Annotated in this window: 14 protein-coding genes; 12 read left to right on the top strand and 2 right to left on the bottom strand. The window is 34.6% G+C overall.

The features are described from left to right. Positions 1 to 2 precede the first annotated feature (2 nt). A complete protein-coding gene (locus ACO5V7_RS00705; RefSeq protein ID WP_485484671.1) occupies positions 3 to 965 on the top strand; it encodes a DHH family phosphoesterase in 963 nt (320 codons plus the stop codon). A 186-nt stretch (positions 966 to 1,151) separates the two neighbouring features. After that, on the top strand, positions 1,152 to 2,714 hold the full coding sequence (gene rny / locus ACO5V7_RS00700) for a ribonuclease Y (RefSeq protein WP_298649232.1): 1,563 nt from the start codon (positions 1,152 to 1,154) through the stop codon (positions 2,712 to 2,714). Positions 2,715 to 2,834: 120 nt separating this feature from the next. On the opposite strand, the gene ACO5V7_RS00695 is transcribed toward rny, so the two are convergent. Both ACO5V7_RS00695 and recU read right to left on the bottom strand, forming a co-directional pair. After that, positions 2,835 to 5,315, bottom strand: coding sequence for a transglycosylase domain-containing protein (locus ACO5V7_RS00695; RefSeq protein WP_485484670.1), 2,481 nt, complete (start codon positions 5,313 to 5,315; stop codon positions 2,835 to 2,837). Between the two features lie 12 nt (positions 5,316 to 5,327). Further along, positions 5,328 to 5,912, bottom strand: coding sequence for a Holliday junction resolvase RecU (gene recU, locus ACO5V7_RS00690; RefSeq protein WP_485484669.1), 585 nt, complete (start codon positions 5,910 to 5,912; stop codon positions 5,328 to 5,330). Between the two features lie 218 nt (positions 5,913 to 6,130). On the opposite strand from recU, the gene tig reads away from it, so the two are divergent. The 10 genes from tig to ACO5V7_RS00640 all read left to right on the top strand — a co-directional run bounded on the left by tig (position 6,131) and on the right by ACO5V7_RS00640 (position 17,716). Continuing rightward, positions 6,131 to 7,411 carry a trigger factor gene (gene tig, locus ACO5V7_RS00685; RefSeq protein WP_485484668.1) on the top strand — a complete coding sequence of 427 codons (1,281 nt, stop codon included), beginning with the start codon at positions 6,131 to 6,133 and terminating at the stop codon, positions 7,409 to 7,411. Positions 7,412 to 7,543: 132 nt separating this feature from the next. Further along, positions 7,544 to 8,785, top strand: coding sequence for an ATP-dependent Clp protease ATP-binding subunit ClpX (gene clpX / locus ACO5V7_RS00680; RefSeq protein WP_485484667.1), 1,242 nt, complete (start codon positions 7,544 to 7,546; stop codon positions 8,783 to 8,785). Positions 8,786 to 8,873: 88 nt separating this feature from the next. Further along, on the top strand, positions 8,874 to 10,151 hold the full coding sequence (locus ACO5V7_RS00675) for an MFS transporter (protein WP_485484666.1): 1,278 nt from the start codon (positions 8,874 to 8,876) through the stop codon (positions 10,149 to 10,151). After that, complete coding sequence (yihA, locus tag ACO5V7_RS00670) at positions 10,141 to 10,740, top strand: ribosome biogenesis GTP-binding protein YihA/YsxC (protein ID WP_485484665.1); 600 nt, start codon at positions 10,141 to 10,143, stop codon at positions 10,738 to 10,740. The genes ACO5V7_RS00675 and yihA overlap by 11 nt, the downstream gene beginning before the upstream one ends. A 186-nt stretch (positions 10,741 to 10,926) precedes the next feature. Continuing rightward, entirely contained in the window at positions 10,927 to 12,792 is a 1,866-nt protein-coding gene (dnaG, locus tag ACO5V7_RS00665) for a DNA primase (protein WP_485484664.1), read from the top strand. 31 nt (positions 12,793 to 12,823) lie between these two features. Next, positions 12,824 to 13,897, top strand: coding sequence for an RNA polymerase sigma factor RpoD (gene rpoD / locus ACO5V7_RS00660; RefSeq protein WP_070445415.1), 1,074 nt, complete (start codon positions 12,824 to 12,826; stop codon positions 13,895 to 13,897). Positions 13,898 to 14,060: 163 nt separating this feature from the next. Then, on the top strand, positions 14,061 to 15,023 hold the full coding sequence (locus tag ACO5V7_RS00655) for an ABC transporter permease (RefSeq protein WP_485484663.1): 963 nt from the start codon (positions 14,061 to 14,063) through the stop codon (positions 15,021 to 15,023). Further along, positions 15,020 to 15,997, top strand: coding sequence for an iron chelate uptake ABC transporter family permease subunit (locus ACO5V7_RS00650; protein ID WP_485484662.1), 978 nt, complete (start codon positions 15,020 to 15,022; stop codon positions 15,995 to 15,997). The genes ACO5V7_RS00655 and ACO5V7_RS00650 overlap by 4 nt, the downstream gene beginning before the upstream one ends. Then, on the top strand, positions 15,987 to 16,751 hold the full coding sequence (locus tag ACO5V7_RS00645; RefSeq protein WP_263089585.1) for an ATP-binding cassette domain-containing protein: 765 nt from the start codon (positions 15,987 to 15,989) through the stop codon (positions 16,749 to 16,751). The genes ACO5V7_RS00650 and ACO5V7_RS00645 overlap by 11 nt, the downstream gene beginning before the upstream one ends. Next, a complete protein-coding gene (locus ACO5V7_RS00640) occupies positions 16,748 to 17,716 on the top strand; it encodes a siderophore ABC transporter substrate-binding protein (protein ID WP_485484661.1) in 969 nt (322 codons plus the stop codon). The genes ACO5V7_RS00645 and ACO5V7_RS00640 overlap by 4 nt, the downstream gene beginning before the upstream one ends. The last annotated feature ends 45 nt before the right edge of the window (positions 17,717 to 17,761 follow it).

Raw genomic sequence — 17,761 nt, 5'->3', positions numbered from 1 at the left:
TAATGAATTATACTGAGTATTTTAAAAAGATTGATGCAGAAATTAAAAAAGCAGATTCGATTGTAATCTTACGCCATGAATCACCAGACCCAGACGCAATTGGGTCCCAAGTAGGATTAAGAGAAATTATTCGCGCTACTTATCCAGAGAAAACAGTTTATTTACTTGGTGAAATGCCTAGCTCATTAAATTATATTGGAGAAATGGACGAGATTACACAAGAGCAATTTGACGCTTCACTCGTTATTGTATTGGACTGTGCGAATACACCACGTATTGACTGCCCATTTGAAGTAGATCCATCGAAAGTGATTAAAATTGACCACCATCCAGATAGAGATGTGTATGGTGCTATTTCATTTGTTGATACTAATTCAAGCAGTACAAGTGAGATGTTGTGCCGTTTTACTTTTGATGCTGAAAGTAATTGGGTAATGTCAAAAGAAGCAGCTAATGCTCTTTATGCTGGTATTGTTGGAGATACAGGACGTTTCTTATATCCTTCGACGACAACCATTACATTTTCAATGGTTTCTAAATTATTAGAGTTCGATGTTGATATTTCAGGTATTGCGTACCAAATGATTACAAATCCTGTTTCAGTTAGTCGTTTAGCAGGATATATTTATCAAAATATGGAAATTTCTGACAATGGAGTTGCTGCAACTGTATTGACTCAGGAACATTTAAAAACTTATGGTATTCAAGAAGACCAAACACATGGAGTAATTTCATTACCAAGTACAGTAGAAGGCATTCATTGTTGGGGGCTTTTTGTGGAACAACCAGATGGAACGTATAGAGTAAATCTTCGTTCTAAAGGTCCGATTGTGAATACAATTGCTCAAAATCACGGAGGCGGTGGGCACCCGCTAGCTTCTGGAGCTGTAGTGACTACATTAGATGAAGTGCAACAAATTGTCTCTGAATTGAATGATTCAGCAAAACAATTTTTGAATAAATAACAATTATTTTAGTCTTTTAGTATTTTAATTACTAAAAGACTTTTTTGTTTTAAAATTCTTCTTAAATGAATTGACTTATAACGATTTCAAGAATACAATAATATTATGTGTTAAATCACATTTAACCATAAATTATATCAATGCAATTTATTTTGAATAAAATTAAATAGAGACGGAGGTGACTCAATGGACTCAGTAGTAATAGGTGGCCTCGCGATCTTAGCTTTAATAATTGGAATTGTTGCTGGATATGTTGGTTTCAAATCAAATTATGAGAAAAAGTTAATAGCAGCTCGCGAATCGGCTGATATGATTATCAAAGATGCTGAAAAAGATGCAGATCGATTAAAGAAGGAAGTTCTTTTAGAAGCAAAAGAGGAAAATCATAAGTATCGTGCTGAAGTTGAAAATGAGTTAAAAGAAAGACGAAATGAAGTACTTCTTCAAGAAAAGAGAATGATTCAACGTGAAAAGAATTTGGATCGTAAGGATGAAATTTTAGAAAAACGTGAACAATCCATTGAATCGAAGGAAACAAAAATCCAAGAGAAACTTGAAAGAGTGACAGAAAAAGAGCAAGAAGCAGAAGCTCTAGTTGTTAAACAACAAGAAGAATTGGAACGTATTTCTACGATTAGTAAAGAAGAAGCACAAGAAATAATTATGAAGGACATGACCGAACAGTTAAGTAAGGAACGTGCCATCATGATTAAAGAGTCTGAGCAACTTGCAAAAGATGAAGCTGATAAAAATGCCAAAAATATCATTCTTCAAGCGATTCAAAGATCTGCAGCAGATTTAGTTTCTGAAAATACAGTAACAGTTATGACTTTACCAAGTGATGAAATGAAAGGACGAATTATCGGACGAGAAGGTCGAAATATTCGTACACTTGAATCATTAACAGGGATTGATGTTATTATTGATGAAACTCCAGAAGCGGTAGTTTTAAGTGGTTTCGACCCAATTCGTCGAGAAATCGCTAAGATGACCTTAGAGAAATTAATTTCTGATGGTCGAATTCATCCCGCTCGTATTGAAGAAATGGTAGAAAAATCTCGTAAAGAGATGGATGAGCGTATTCGTTCGATTGGTGAACAAGCGACATTTGAAGTCGGAATTCACTCATTACATCCAGATTTGATTAAGATTTTAGGTCGTTTATACTTTAGAGCTAGTTACGGTCAAAACGTATTGAACCATAGTATTGAAGTTGCTAAGTTAGCTGGTGTGATGGCCGGTGAACTAGGGGAAGATGTAAATCTTGCTAAACGAGCAGGTTTACTTCATGACTTAGGAAAAGCACTGGACCATGAAATTGAAGGTTCGCACGTTGAGATTGGTGCTGAAATCGCTCAAAAATATAATGAAAACAAAGTAGTTGTAAATGCCATTGCTTCACACCATGGAGATGTTGAAGCGACTTCAACGATTGCCGTTCTTGTGGCAGCAGCCGATGCTTTATCAGCAGCTCGCCCAGGAGCAAGACGTGAATCAGTTGAGAATTATATTCGTCGTCTAGAAAGACTTGAGGCGATTGCGACAGAACATGAAGGTGTAGAAAGAAGTTTTGCAATTCAAGCGGGGCGTGAAGTACGTGTAATGGTACAACCAGACAAAATTAGCGATGAAAAGGCAATAATTTTAGCTCATGACATCAAAAATCAAATTGAAGAAGAACTCCAATATCCAGGACATATTAAAGTTACTGTTATTCGCGAGACAAGAGCAGTTGAGTTTGCTAAATAATTGGTGTACTTTAATTTTAAAAGGACATAAAAAAGCTCCCTATGATTATTCATAGGGAGCTTTTTGTAGGTAAGACTATATCTATAAAATTGATATAGTCTTTATTTTTAGGTCATTTTACTAACGGGTTCGTCGTTTTTGAGATGTTTGTTCATTATTAGTTTGACGACGATTATTATCAGTAGTGGTTTCTAATTGACGAGTTGTTTGTTCTTGAGTCGTTGTAGGTTGTTCGATTTGGAACTCATTTGTAATAGGGTCAGAACTATTACGTCCAACAGTTACGACAATGGATACAGAAACACTTGGTCCAGTAATATTTTGGAATTTAACGGAATTTCCAGTTACAGTCTGTGATTGGCCATTTGCAGTCACTTTGAATTGTGGAGTTTCTTGTCCCGTATTATTATAACGATCCCATGTCACCGTTAACTCTTTCTTTTCCTTATTGTATGTCGCTTTTAGACCGGTTGGACCTTCGATAGTAACACCGTAATTTGAAGATTGTTGAGTTGGAGTACTTCCTTTTACAAATAGCTCCTTAGCAATCATGTTTGCAGGTGTTCTAGGCCCAGGAAGACTTAGTGGGATTGAACCTACTTCAATCTGTTGTTGAACAACACTTTCTGGTTGAACCCAATCTTCTCCACTAGAGTATTGAGCCATATATTTCATTAAGTGATAATAAATTAGCTTAGCATATCCTTGTTCAGTGGTATCTACGCCACCACCTTTTTCGTATGGATTATCATAACCAGTCCATACTGAGATTGTATAATCAGGTGAATATCCGATAAACCATGAATCTGGGATAATGTCTTCATAATCAGAAGCGCCCATTGCACGTTTTTGTTCAATAGTGTAGTTTGATGACCCAGTTTTAGCTGCTGTTGAAAGTCCAGGAATTGCTACTTCAGTGGCAAAACCATATGTGAATGAATCTTTTAAGACATTCGTAATCATGTATGCTGTAGAATCTTTCATTGCTTGTTTTTGTTCTGGTTTAAATTCATAAACTTGACCATCACGAGTAGTGATTTTAGTCACAGTATATGGTTTTGAGTAAGTTCCGGCGTTAGAGAAAGTTGCGTAAGCAGCAGCCATTTTAATTGGAGAAATTTCTGCACCAATAGCGTTACTTTCTACTAAATAATCTTGTCCATCATTTTTAATTTGAATATCTAAATTATTCAGGAATGATTTAATATTGGTTTCACCAACAGCCTTGAACGCTGCTAATGCTGTTGTATTTCTTGAATACACAAGAGCTCTACGTAATGTCATTGGGCCATTGTGTCTAAAGTCCCAGTTATTTAGTTCAACACCATTTGAATAAGTTGTCTTTTGATCTAATAGCGTTTGACCAGTCGAATAGTTTAAATATTCAATAGCAGGGCCGTAGTCGATAATTGGTTTGATAGTAGAACCTGTACTTCTTTGATTATCAGTTGCTCGGTTGTAAGCGAATAGAGTTGTTTGTTTGCGACCACCGCTGACAGCTCGAACGGCACCTGTTTTAGAATCTAACATTACAGAAGCACTTTGAATTTTATCGTTAACATAATTGATATAGTCATTTGTGTTAACAATATCATTCAATTTTTGTTGTGCTTTAGAATCAATGGTGGTTTCGATTACTAGACCGTCATTATAGGGATCAAGACCTGTTTTATCTTGAACTTCTTTTAAGACCATCGTTACGAAAGAATCGTAGACTAAAGCTTTATCTGAACTATCAACATTATTGTTATGAGCAATTAGTCCATCATTAATTGGAGTCGCTAAAGCTTGCTCGTATTGCTCATTAGTAATTTTTCCATTTGTTTTCATTGTATATAAAACTGTATCTCGGCGTTCTTTTGCCTCTTCAGGATGAGCATAAGGATCATAGGAGTTAGGTGCTTGAGGCATTCCGGCAAGTAAAGCTACTTGGGGAAGCGTTAACTCCGATAATTCTTTGTTAAAATAATAGTGTGAAGCTGTACCAAATCCGTAGACACTATTAGCCATATATACTTTATTTAAATAAAAAGTAAGGATTTGCTCTTTAGAAAACTCACGTTCGAGTTTAAGAGCTAGAATCGCTTCTTGAATTTTACGTTGATATGTTTGATCTTCTTTCTTTGTAGAAAAGACAGAAAGCTTAATCAATTGTTGTGTAATCGTACTACCACCTTGAGTTATTTGACCAGCTTTAGCATTTCTAAAGAAGGAACCTAGAATACGAATTGGGTCAATTCCTATATGAGAGTAGAATCGTTTATCTTCAATTGAAGTTACAGCATCTTTAAGTAATTGAGGAACTTGATCACTAGTAATGACATCTCGTTTTTCTCCTCCAAGAGAAGAGATTAATTTGCCATCTTTATCATATATTTTTGTTTCAGTCGCTCCTTGAAGGTCACTTGCTTTAATTTCAGGAGCAGTGGAACCATAATATGCAAAAATTGCAATGATTGCTATCAGTGCAACTCCTATAAATGCTCCTAAACCAATAAGAACTTTTTTTAATATTTTTTTCTTATTTGAAGGAGATGAGGCTTTCTTTTTTGTATGGCGGTGTTTCGATGAACGCGACTGGCCAGTATTGTTTTCAGTCATTTATTGACCTCCTTATAATAAATCATCCACTACATCCAAATAATTTAGAGTCATTTGTAGTGAAAGTTGAATTTGATATCCATTTTCTTGAATGTAAGATAAAGGGATTGATTGTCTTTTAGAACGAACATCCTTTATATATTCATCAATTTTTGGGTATTCGAGCAAATAGTATTTTTTTAAAGTTGAAAAGTAAAAAATTACAAAGGAAATTCCACCTTGATCGGTGCATTCTTTCATATGTGTTAACTGATGCTCATGGATATTTTTTAAAGGAAATGAAGTTTTATTTTTAGTTTCTTTCGCTTCAAAATCGATATATCTCCCTTTATAAACTCCGTTGTAGTCAGTAGTAGAAGCATGACGGTAATATGCTTCAGTTATTTTAGTAGCACTTCTGACAGGATAGTCTACTTTAACGACTTGAATTGGAGTAGGCTTCTTATGAATGACTGCTCTTTTTTGAATACGATAGAGTTCATTGGTTTGATTCAATATATTTTCTAAACCCATTCCACGACTACTATAGCTAGTTTGATTTTCAGCTTTATTAGCAGTTCGTATTAAGTTATTTTGCCCTTTTGGATATTGAATCATTTTATCCCTCCTTTGGCGACTATTATAACATTTTAATTGTAAAATGAAAAAAACAATTACTTTTGTTACCTTTTTTTAACATTGTAGAAAAGTACCTATAAAATAAACATTCTACTCAGGTCAATTATGTTTTACAAAAGATGAAGAGTATTGTAAAATGAATGAGTATGTAAATCCATTCGTCTTTAAGATGAATAATGAATTTATGGAGGAATATTATGACAGCAAAATTTGAAAAAGTTGAAACTAATAAAGTTGTTTTAACATTTGAAATCTCTCAAGAAGATATTAAAAAAGGGCTAGACCAAGCGTTTAACCGCGTTAAAAAGAACGTGAACGTACCTGGTTTCCGTAAAGGTAAAGTAAGTCGCCAAGTATTTGAAAAAATGTACGGTGAAGAAGCTTTATACCAAGATGCTTTAAACATTCTTTTACCAGATGCATATGATAACGCAGTTGAAGAAACTGGAATCTTCCCAGTAACTCAACCAAAAATCGATATCGAATCTATCGAAAAAGGCAAACCATGGGTTATCAAAGCAGAAGTAATTGTTAAACCTGAAGTTAAATTAGGTGAATACAAAGGATTAACTGTTGAAAAACAAGATCGTACAGTATCTGAGCAAGATGTTGAAGATCGCCTATTACAAGAACAAGCTCGTGCAGCTGAATTAGTTGTAAAAGAAGATGCAGCTGAATTAGGCGATACTGTTGTAATTGACTTCGAAGGTTTCTTAGGTGACGAAGCTTTTGAAGGCGGAAAAGGTGAAAACCACTCATTAGAATTAGGTTCAGGTTCATTCATCCCTGGCTTTGAGGACCAATTAGTTGGCACAAAAGAAGGCGATGAAGTAGAAGTGAAAGTGACTTTCCCAGAAGAATACCATGCTGAAAACTTAAAAGGTCAAGAAGCAGTATTCAAAGTGAAAGTTCACGAAGTAAAAACTAAAGAATTACCTGAATTAACAGATGAATTCGCTAAAGATGTTGATGATTCAGTTGAAACATTAGCAGAATTAAAAGAAAAATTCCGTAAAGAATTAGAAGAAGCTAAAGCAGAAGCTGCTGATGAAGCAGTAGCAGATGAAGCTTTACGTAAAGCAGTAGAAAACGCTGAAATCGTTGAATTACCACACGAAATGGTTCACGACGAAGTTCACCGTCAAATGGAACACTACTTAAACGATATGCGTCGTAACGGAATCTCTCCTGAAATGTACTACCAAATTACTGGTACAACAGAAGCAGATTTACACAAAATGATGGAAAAAGACGCTGATGTTCGTACAAAGACTAACTTAGTTTTAGAACAAATTGTTAAAGAAGAAGGCATCGAAGCAACTGATGAAGATGTAGCTAACGAAGTGAAAGAATTAGCTGCTCAATACGGTATGGAAGAAGATGCAGTTCGTGCTGCTGTTTCAGTAGATATGTTGAAAAACGATATCTCAATGAAGAAAGCATTAGCAGTGATTACAGAGTCTGCAAAAGAAGCTTAATATATGAAAGTTTATCGCGCTGGTTTCAATATGAAATCAGCGCTTTTTTATTGAAACAACTTTTCTTGTTGAAAATTAAGACTTATGGTACTCTTAATAGAAGAAATCAGGAAATAGAATGGGGGTTTCAGATTGTATAAAGATGAAACAAAACAAGTAAGATGTTCTTTTTGTGGAAAATCGCAAGAACAAGTAAAAAAAATTATCGCTGGTCCTGATGTGTTTATTTGTAATGAATGTGTTGATTTATGTAAAGAAATCATTGATGAAGAATTTTCATCTATAAGTATGGATGAAATGATTGATGTTTTAAAACCGCAAGAAATTCGTAAAGTGTTAGATGAATATGTTGTTGGTCAAGAACATGCAAAGAAATCATTAGCGGTAGCAGTGTATAATCACTATAAACGGATTAATCATTTATTAAATGAAGACGAGGACGAAGTAGAATTACAAAAAAGTAATATTTGTCTAATTGGACCAACTGGTTCTGGGAAAACTTACTTAGCTCAGTCCCTTGCTCGAATTCTAAATGTACCATTTGCCATTGCGGATGCAACTACGTTAACAGAAGCTGGTTATGTTGGAGAAGATGTGGAGAACATTCTTCTTAAATTATTGCAAGCGACTGATTATGATATCGATCGTGCTGAAAAAGGAATCATTTATATTGATGAGATTGATAAAATCGCTAAAAAAAGTGAGAATGTTTCTATTACGCGAGATGTCAGCGGTGAAGGGGTTCAACAAGCCTTATTAAAAATTCTTGAAGGAACTATTGCTTCAGTTCCACCTCAAGGAGGACGAAAACATCCTCATCAAGAGTTGATACAAATTGATACCTCTAACATTTTATTCATTGTGGGTGGAGCTTTTGATGGTATAGAAACCATCGTAAAAGAACGATTAGGTGCTAAAGTCATTGGATTTGGTTCTTCTAATAAAAATTTATCAAGCCATGAAAGCCTAATGCAACTTATTATTCCAGAAGATTTGCAGAAATTTGGGTTGATTCCTGAATTTATCGGGCGTCTTCCGATTACTGCTGCATTAGAACCTTTATCTAAAGAAGATTTGGTTAATATTTTAACGAAACCAAGAAATGCTTTGGTGAAACAGTATCAAAAGCTCTTTGCAATGGATGATGTTGAGTTGGAATTTGAACCTAAAGCACTTGATGTTATTGCATCAAAAGCAATTGAAAGAAGAACCGGAGCTCGTGGATTAAGAAGTATTATCGAATCTGTTATGATGGATTTAATGTTCGATATTCCAAGTCGAAATGATATTACTAAAGTTGTAGTAACTGAATCAATAGTTACAGGAACAGGACAACCTGATTTGTACGATGAAGATAATCGCCTGATATCCTAGGGAATTTCACAAATATATGGTAGGATAGAATGAGATGCGGTATTTCATTCTATTTTATTATTGACTATATGAATTGAGGGAGAGATATATGAGAGGGTTAAAATCCTTTATTAAAAAAAGATATTCAAAAGAAGAGTTTGCTTGGATTATGCAGGACTGGGCAAATTCTGTTTATTCATTAATGATTACAACTGCAATATTTCCTTTATTTTTCAAAACGGTAACTTCTAACGCCGGTATTTCGGCAGCGGATTCTACTGCTTATTTGGGATATGCAAACTCGATTGCAACTTTCATTGTTTCTATTATGGCACCTGTATTAGGTGCATTGGCTGATTATAAGGGATATAGAAACCCAATGTTTACGTGGAGTACGTTGATAGGAGTATTTTCGGTAGTCGGTATGATGTTTGTAGAAAGTGATCAATGGATGATTTTACTTCTTCTATATACATTTTCTGCAATCGGATATTCTGCTTCAAATATTTTCTATGATAGTTCCATTATGGACGTAACTTCCTATGATAGAATGGACAGTATTTCTGCTGCAGGTTATGGCTATGGATATATAGGTAGTGTTTTTCCGTTTATCTTATTTATGATGGTCATGCAGTTTAGTGGATTAAATTCCACTGCTGTCGTAATCGTAGGATTCTTTATTACTGCTGCTTGGTGGTTTGTGTTTACAATCCCTTATTGGAGATATGTAAAACAAAAATCATTTATTGAAAAACCAAAAAATCCTGTAAAAGATAGTTTTATCCGCTTGTGGAAGACCATTAAACATATTGGAGAGCACAAACAAGTATTTCTTTTCTTATTAGCTTATTTCTTCTATATCGATGGGGTAGGAACCATTATAAAAATGGCTACTGCAATTGGAGCAGATATGGGACTTGATGGGAATAGTTTAATTGTAATTTTGTTAATCGTTCAAATTGTGGCCTTTCCGTTTAGTCTGTTCTATGGTTTTTTATCCAAAAAAATTGGCAATAAAATGACTTTATTCATTGGGATTGGTACTTATATAGCTATCTGTATTTTAGCTTTAGGTCTTAAAACGTACAATGATTTCTTATTTCTTGCTATCTTAATTGGTACTGCTCAAGGTGGGGTACAGTCTTTAAGTCGATCATTATTTGGTCAACTTATTCCAGCGAATCAGTCAAATGAATTTTTCGGATTTTATAACATTTTTGGGAAATTCTCGTCTATTCTTGGGACTACATTGTTAGGGATTACTGCTCAATTGACAGGAAAATCATTAGATGGCGTATTCTCATTAGTTATTTTATTCCTAATCGGTTCAATATTATTATTCTTTGTTAAAATACCAGAAAAGAAAGGGTTAGAAAATGAAGGTTAATAAAGCGGAATTTACAATTAGCGCAGTTTCTCCAGCACAATATCCTGCTGGAGACCTTCCTGAAATTGCTTTGTCTGGTCGTTCGAATGTTGGGAAATCTTCCTTTATCAATAAGTTGATTCAAAGAAAGAGTCTTGCTAGAACTTCTAGTAAACCTGGTAAAACACAAACGTTAAATTTTTATCATATCAATGAGCTGTTTTACTTTGTGGATGTACCAGGATACGGTTATGCAAAGGTTTCAAAGAAAGAACGTGAAAAGTGGGGAAAAATGATTGAGGAATATATTACTACTCGTCAATCATTAAGATTAGTTCTAATTTTGGTAGACTTTAGACATGAGCCGAGCCAAGAAGATGTTCAAATGAGAGAGTTCCTTGAATACTACAATATTCCTTATCGTATTGTGATGACAAAATGTGATAAGATTCCTAGAGGGAAATGGAATAAACATGTAAGTGTAATTCGTAAAGCGTTTGGAAAACCTCCAGAAGACTTGTTCCTAACTTTTTCTTCAGAAACTGGAGAAGGAGTAGAAAAAGCTTGGGATTTCATTGAACAATTTATTACAAAAGAGAGCATTGCTTAGTAGCTTTGCTCTTTTCTTTTTATTAATATCCTTATAAGTTATATTGAAAGTTAAACGTATATACTATAAAGATGATAATAACAATGTTTTCAGTGAATAATAAAATTGATTACATTGCATTCAATTTAGAATTATGTTATATTATATGCTGTATCATTAGACGTATTGTATGGAGGGTGTTTTTTTATGAGTCAAAGAATTTCAAAAGAAACGGTTCAAAGCATACAATCGCAAGTGAATATTCTTGACATTGTCGGGCAGTTCGTTCAATTACGTAAACAAGGAAAAAGTCTATTTGGTCGTTGTCCATTTCATGACGAAAGAACACCATCTTTCACTGTGACAGAAGAAAAACAATTATTCCATTGTTTTAGCTGCGGGAGAGGTGGTAATGTTTTTAATTTCATGCAAGAGCTTGAAAACTTGTCTTTTCCGGAATCTGTGGTTCGAGTTGCTGAACTCTCTAACATTGATATCGATGTAGAGTTACCGACAACGCAAACGATTATTCCTAAAAAAGAGAAAAAATTATATGAGGCTCATGAAAAAGCGGCGGAGTTTTATTCTCACGTTCTTTTAAATACTAAAGGTGGACATGAAGCTTTAGATTATTTAAAAAATCGTGGCTATACAGTTGAAACCTTAAAAGAATTTGGATTTGGTTTTTCTTTAAAAGACAGAACACAATTAGAACAAGTCCTTCAAGAATTACAATTAACGGATGAGGAAAAGGAAGCTTCAGGTCTATTTTCTGAAAATCAAAACGGTTTTTTTGATCGTTTTAATCAACGAATTATGATTCCGCTTAGAAATGAACATGGCCAAATTATTGCTTTTTCCGGAAGAGTCCTACCAGGTTATTCTGATCATTTCGCTTCTCAAGCAAAATATTTAAATAGTCCAGAGACAATCCTTTTTTCAAAAAGAAATTTTCTTTTCAACTTCGACTTAGCAAAGAAAAATATTCGAAAACAGAATAAAGTGATTTTATTTGAAGGGTATATGGATGTTATTTCTGCTTGGCAAGCAGGTGTTTCAATTGGGGTAGCTTCAATGGGGACCTCATTAACTCCTGATCAAATACAAACTTTACAGAAAGTTACAGATACCATTCTGATTGCTTATGATGGGGATAAAGCAGGGTTAGAAGCTACGAATCGTGCAATAGAATTGATTCAAGACACTAATGCTTTCAAAATAGGAATTATTCCTTTTGATAATGGCTTAGATCCTGATGAATTCATAAAAGAACGGGGAACTCAAGCGTTTAAAGAATTAGTAGAGTATTCTCAAGAAACGGTATATCAATTTAAGAAACGGTTTCTTTCTAAAAAGTATTCATTGCAAATAGAAAGCCAAAAAATTCAGTATATCGAAGAAATGATTGTAGAACTTTCTAAAATTAATAATGAAGTTGAGCTAAACTTGGCGATGAAATCTCTCGCTGATGAATTTGATTTAGATTTCTCAACCATTTTAAATCAGGTAAAACAATTACGGTTACGCTTAGGAAACCAAAAAAGGCAGTCAAACGCTGAGTCGGTTCCTCATTATCGTCAAGTTGAGATTAAACCTACTACGAAGAATGAGCATATTCAAAGACAATTGATGTATCGATTGCTTCATAATGAACAGGCATGGACTTATCTAAATAGAATTGATTCTGAATTCGTATTTCCTGATTCGCATTATGAACAGTTATTTTTATTGTTACAATCTTTTAAAAATGAAGATAATGAAGTTGATGTCCAACATTTTTTCCTCTTTTTAGATGATAAAGATGTTTTGAACCGAAATCTTGTTTCAGAAATTGAGCTGTCTAACTTTCCACCGGATTGTACAGAACAGGAAATTCAAGATTTAGTTTATATTTTATCGAAAAAAAATTCACTAAAAGAGCAGCTTGCTAGTAAAAAAGAAGAGTTGAATCGTGCTGCTCTTATGAAAGATGATATTTTACGCCAGCAATTGATGCGTGAAATAATGGAGATTCAACGACAATTAAGAAATAAAATGAATGGAGGAATGGTGAATGACAGTTCAAAAAAATGAAAAAGGTCAAACACTGAATGAAGCAACTTCAATGCTTCTTGCAGAACGAAAATTATTCGGTCAAATTTTATACGATGATTTATCTGCACAAATCGCAATCCCATTTGAATTGGATGCGGAAGGAATGGATAAGTTAATTCAAAAATTTGAGGATGCAGGGGTTAGTGTTGTTGATGCAAATGGTGAACCAACAAGTCATCAGTTATCCGTTGAAAGTCAACGACAAGCTGAAGTTGGAACTGTTGAAGATGATACTGCCTTATCATCTAATACAAAAATTAATGACTCCGTTCGTATGTATTTGAAAGAAATCGGACGAGTTCCACTTCTTAGTGCGGATGAAGAGGTTGCTTTAGCTCTTCGAATTCAAGAAGGGGATACAGAAGCTAAACAAGAATTAGCTGAAGCCAACCTTCGTTTAGTAGTATCCATTGCAAAACGTTATGTAGGTCGTGGAATGCAATTCTTAGATTTAATCCAAGAAGGAAATATGGGATTAATGAAAGCCGTTGAGAAATTCGACCACACGAAAGGATTCAAATTCTCGACTTATGCGACATGGTGGATTCGTCAAGCGATTACACGTGCTATTGCAGACCAAGCACGTACAATTCGTATTCCAGTACATATGGTTGAAACAATCAACAAATTAGTACGTGTTCAAAGACAACTATTACAAGATTTAGGACGCGAACCTACACCGGAAGAAATTGGAGCAGAAATGGATTTACCAACTGAAAAAGTTCGTGAAATTTTAAAAATCGCTCAAGAACCAGTCTCTCTTGAAACTCCAATTGGGGAAGAAGACGATTCACATTTAGGTGATTTCATCGAAGACGACAATGCAACAAGCCCAGCTGATCATACAGCATACGCATTGTTGAAAGAGCAACTTGATGAAGTTCTTGAACAATTAACAGACCGTGAAGAAAACGTACTTCGCTTACGTTTTGGTCTTGATAAAAACGGTGAAATCCGTACATTAGAACAAGTAGGGCAAGTATTCGGAGTTACTCGTGAACGTATTCGTCAAATTGAAGCGAAAGCATTACGTAAATTACGCCACCCAAGTCGTTCTAAACAATTAAAAGATTTCTTAGATTAAGAATTGAGTATGAGAAGCAGTCTTTAAGGATTGCTTCTTTTTTGTTTGCAATTTTTATTAAATCTCTATTATTTTCATGAAAAAAGGTTTAAATCTAGTGAATAATTTGGTAAACTAACAAATGTGGTAATTGAGAATGGTTATCAATTAGAAAAGAGAGAACATGAAAAGAGTTAGTTATTTATTTATATTATTACTTATATTAAGCATTATCTCACTCTCTGTTGGAGCTTCCAGCTTCTCTTGGATGGAATTTTTTAATGGAGGAGAGAGCGCAACACAACTGTTTTGGCAATCAAGATTTCCTAGATTGTTGAGTATTTTATTGTCAGCTTCTGCAATGAGTGTATCGGGTTTATTGATGCAGACGATCACTCAAAATGAGTTTGCTTCGCCAAGTACGATTGGTACAGTTGACGCCGCAAAACTGGGATTGATGATGAGTTTATTATTATTCCCATCTCCTGGACTGTTAGAAAAGATGGCGACATCGTTTGTGTTTGCAATTGCCTTCTCGGCCCTTTTTATCACATTACAGCACCATTTATCATTGAAACAAAAATGGATGATTCCTTTAATTGGGTTGATTTTTGGTGGTGTGATTGGAGCCTGCACTCAATTTATTGCGTATCAATTTCAGCTTGTACAGAGTTTATCGTCATGGATGCAAGGTTCATTTTCAATGATTCAAACCAATCAGTATGAATGGCTGTATTTATGCTTATTTGTTTTAGTACTTAGTATTATTTTTGCCCAATACTATACGGTAGTCAGCATGGGGGAAGATATTAGTCGAAATCTTGGCGTTCCAGTCAAGCGAATGGAGTCATTAACATTAGTGCTTATTGCGCTAACGACGAGTGTAACGATGATTACAGTGGGAAGCTTACCGTTTATTGGGGTGATTGTTCCAAATATCGTCCGTATGCGATTTGGGCCTCAAATGAAAGTATTAGTGCCACTGACAATGCTAGTTGGTGCCTGTCTTGTTTTAACTTGTGACATTATCGCACGAATGGTCATTGCTCCTTATGAGATTTCCGTAAGTATCATCTTAAGTATTCTTGGGGCCGCACTCTTTATTTTCCAAGTGATTCGCCTGGAAAAGAAAGGAGGAGACCTATGAAAAAGAAAACAAGAATCTTTTTAGGCATCCTTTCTATTATTGTTGTGTTACTAGTAGTAGCGTATCTACTGATACCATCGAAAAATAGTACAACTGTTTCAAATTTTATTTTACAACGACGATTATTAAAATTACTGGTTATGGTGATTGTATCTTGTGCAATCCCAATCTCGACGATTAGCTTTCAAACCGTTGTGCAAAATCGATTTTTAACGCCGGGTGTGTTAGGAATTGAGAGCCTATTTGTCTTTATTCAAAGTGGACTATATTACTTTGAAAGTTTAGTAGGGCTAAAAGTAGAACAGTCAGCCCTTATTTATGCTGTTACAATTACTATTCAGATAATGCTGTTACTGTTATTAATGAACGTCTCTAAAGGAATGCTTCTTTCTAATTTTAAAGTGTTATTGTTACTGACAATGGCATTTTCGATACTTCTTAGAAATGCAAGTACATTCTTACAAGTATTAATGGATCCAAATGAATTTGATAAACTCCAAAGCTCTCTTTATCCTTCATTCCAAAAGATGAATGCACAACCAATATTGATATTCGGAGCTCTAGTATTATTTGGCTTGTTAATGATAGTGTTCTTTAAATTAAGGCATAAGCTCGATGCTCTTCATTTAGGAGTAGATGGGGCTAAAATGTTAGGGATCAATACAAAACGTCTTAGTAATGTAGTGATTGTTATTGTGATTATTATGACGAGTCTGTCTACGATTCTAGTAGGGCCACTTCAATTTTTAGGTTTTATGATTGCGAATTTAACCTATCAACTGACAAAAGAATACAAACACGGCGTATTATGGCTATTTTCGACTATTTTAGGGCTTGTAATTGTACTTTCGGCTCAATTGATTGTTGAGAGAGTATTTCTTCTTACAATTCCTATAAGCGTATTTATTGAGGGAATTGGTGGAGTATTGTATTTAATCTTATTAGTGAAAGGAGAGAAGCCTGGTGCAACTTAAAGGTGTTACTAAAAAATATCGACATCCAGTTGTTGATTATGTGGATTTAGAAGTGTCAAAACAGCGACTGACTGCCTTTATAGGACCAAATGGTGCTGGAAAATCAACGCTTTTAGGGATGATGAGTCGGCTTCTTCCTAAAGACGAAGGATTTATATTTATCAACGGTCAAGAAGTTGAAGCATGGAACTCAACAGAATTAGCAAAAGAACTCGCTGTTTTAAAACAAAATCAGCAGGTACATGTCAGTATGACGGTAGAAGAATTTGTTCGCTTTGGTCGTTTCCCTTACACAAAAGGAAAAATAACCAAAGAGGACGAGCGTATCGTAGAAGAGGCGCTCGTGAATACAAATCTTACCTCTTTTAGAACGCAGGACATTGGAACTTTATCTGGAGGTCAGTATCAACGAGCGCTCATTGCGATGGTTTTGGCTCAGGATACAGAATGGATTTTACTGGATGAACCATTAAATCATCTCGATTTAAAACAAGCATATGAAGTAATGAATTTACTGCGATTCTTAGTCGATGAAAAAGAAAAATCGATCGTGATTGTGATGCATGATTTAAATATGGCAAGTAATTTTTCAGATGAAATTGCTTGTTTTAAAGATGGAAAATGTATTATCCATGATACAGTCGATAAAGTGATGAAGGATGATGTGTTATCAGCATTATATGAAATTCCACTTGAAGTCGTTGAATTGAATGATAAAAAAATATGTATTATTAAGAACGGAGAATTAAAATGAAAAAAATTTTAGCTTTAATTAGTTTAGTAGCTGTATTTATCCTTGCAGCTTGCGGACAAACAACAAAAACAGATGGAGCTACGACTCAAACTCAAGCTGCTACTGTAGAAGAAAAGAGTGAAGTGACTCTTACTAACGGGAAAGAAGACGTAACGGTTAAAACAAAACCAAAGAAAATTGTTGTATTTGATTTAGGGGTTGCCGATACAATTCGCGAACTTGGTTTTGTCGATAATATTGTAGGGATGCCTTTAAAAACTTTGCCTGCATACTTAAAAGATTTACCATCAAGTATTCAACCAACAGGATCAATGGTGGAACCAGATATTGAGGCCATTGCTGCATTAGAACCCGATTTAATCATCGCTTCAGGTCGTACGATTAAATATTTAGACCAATTAAAAGAAATCGCACCAACCGTTATTTTCTCAGTGGACCAAAAGGACTACTGGAATTCAGTGTCTAAAAACATCCGCTTGGTAGCATCACTATTTGGTAAAGAGGCAGAGACGAAAGCAGAGGAAGAAATTAAATCACTAGAAGCTTCGATTAAGAAAGTGGCTGATGTGAATGAAAAATCAACTAATAAAACATTAACTTTAATGCTTAATGAGGGAAAAATGTCCGCATTTGGCGCAGATTCACGTTTTGCATTTCTTTATCAATCACTCAAATTCAAAGCGACTGATGCAAAAATTGAAGATAGCAGACATGGCCAAGAAATGAGCTTTGAAGGAGTTAAAGAAATTAATCCTGATACTATTATTTTATTAAATAGAACTCTAGCAATTGGTGGAGATAATTCAAATGCTGATACAATTTTAAACAATGCATTATTCAAAGAAACAAACGCTGTGAAGAATAACCGTGTCATCCAATTAACTTCTGACTTATGGTATCTCAGCGGTGGTGGATTACAATCTACTAAATTAATGATTGAAGATGTTAAAAAAGTACTCCAATAATGAAAGTAAACTATAACAGCTAGTTTAAGTTCAATAGAAAAGAGG

The sequence above is a fragment of the Granulicatella sp. genome (assembly GCF_057274575.1).
Note: the sequence above shows the minus strand (reverse complement) of the source record. Positions and strands in the feature narration are given on the sequence as shown.